General features: G+C 59.4%; 1 protein-coding gene. It reads left to right on the top strand.

What is annotated here, in order from left to right; all coding sequences use genetic code 11:
* A partial coding sequence (gene groL / locus QZ269_RS11675) for a chaperonin GroEL (RefSeq protein ID WP_291426880.1) occupies positions 1–1,237 on the top strand: 1,237 nt, incomplete at its 5' end.
* Positions 1,238–1,423 lie beyond the last annotated feature (186 nt).

Consider the following 1,423-nt stretch of genomic DNA (forward strand, 5'->3'; position numbering starts at 1 on the left):
TATGCCCGTTGAAGACTCCGACGCCATCAAGAAGGTCGCCGGAATCAGCGCCAACGACGAAACCGTCGGTGAAGAAATCGCCTCCGCGATGGACAAGGTGGGCAAAGAAGGTGTCATCACCATCGAAGAAAGCAAGGGCTTTGACACCGAAGTGGATGTCGTCGAAGGGATGCAGTTTGATAAGGGCTTTATCAACCCTTACTTCATCACCAACCCCGAAAAGATGGAAGCCGTGCTGGAAGACGCTTACATCCTGATTAACGAGAAGAAGGTCAGCAACCTCAAGGACATGCTGCCTATTCTGGAAAAAGTAGCCCAGACCGGTAAGCCCCTCCTGATTATCGCTGAAGACGTGGAAGGCGAAGCCCTGGCGACCCTGGTGGTCAACAAGCTGCGCGGCACCCTGAACATTGCCGCCGTGAAGGCTCCTGGCTTTGGCGACCGCCGCAAAGAAATGCTGCGCGACATTGCCGCCGTAACGGGTGGCGAAGTGGTCAGCGAAGACCTGGGCCACAAGCTGGAGAACGTGACGATGGACATGCTGGGCCGCGCCGCCCGCATCCGCATCACCAAAGACGAAACCACCATCGTGGACGGCAAGGGCGAGCAGAGCGCCATCGACGCCCGCGTGAACGCCATCAAGGGTGAACTCGACAGCACCGACAGCGACTACGCCCGCGAGAAGCTGCAAGAGCGCCTCGCCAAGCTGAGCGGCGGTGTGGCCGTGATTCGCGTGGGCGCTGCCACCGAAACCGAACTGAAAGAGAAGAAGCACCGCTACGAGGACGCCCTGAGCACCGCCCGCAGCGCTGTGGAAGAAGGCATTGTCTCGGGCGGTGGCACCACCCTGCTGCGGATTATCCCCGCTGTTCGCAAGGTCGCTGAAGAGCTGCACGGCGACGAAGCCACCGGCGCACGCATTCTGATTCGTGCCCTGGAAGAACCCGCCCGCCAGATTGCTGTAAACGCTGGTGAAGAAGGCAGCGTCATCGTGAACGCGGTTATTAACAGTGACAAGCCCCGCTACGGCTTCAACGCTGCCACGGGCGAGTACGTGGACGACATGATTGCCGCTGGCATCGTTGACCCCGCCAAAGTGACCCGCACTGCGCTGCAAAACGCCGCTAGCATCGGCGCCCTGATCCTGACCACCGAGGCGATTGTGGCCGATAAGCCCGAAAAGGCCGCGCCCGCCGCGCCCGCTGGTGGCCCTGACATGGGCGGAATGGACTTCTAAACTGAGGCAGCAGGCTGAAGGCAGATAGCTGAAGGCCAAGGCCAAAAGCACAACAGCAAAAGAAGGAGCCGGGGCTTGCGCCTCGGCTCTTTAAATAATTATACATCGAAGGTAACTGCTCAGCAGGGGGACTTGCGAAGCGGAAAGGGGTAGAGTAGGGACATTACGCAAAAGATCTGTCCCAAC

The sequence above is a fragment of the Deinococcus sp. genome (genome assembly GCF_018260405.1).
GTDB lineage: Bacteria > Deinococcota > Deinococci > Deinococcales > Deinococcaceae > Deinococcus.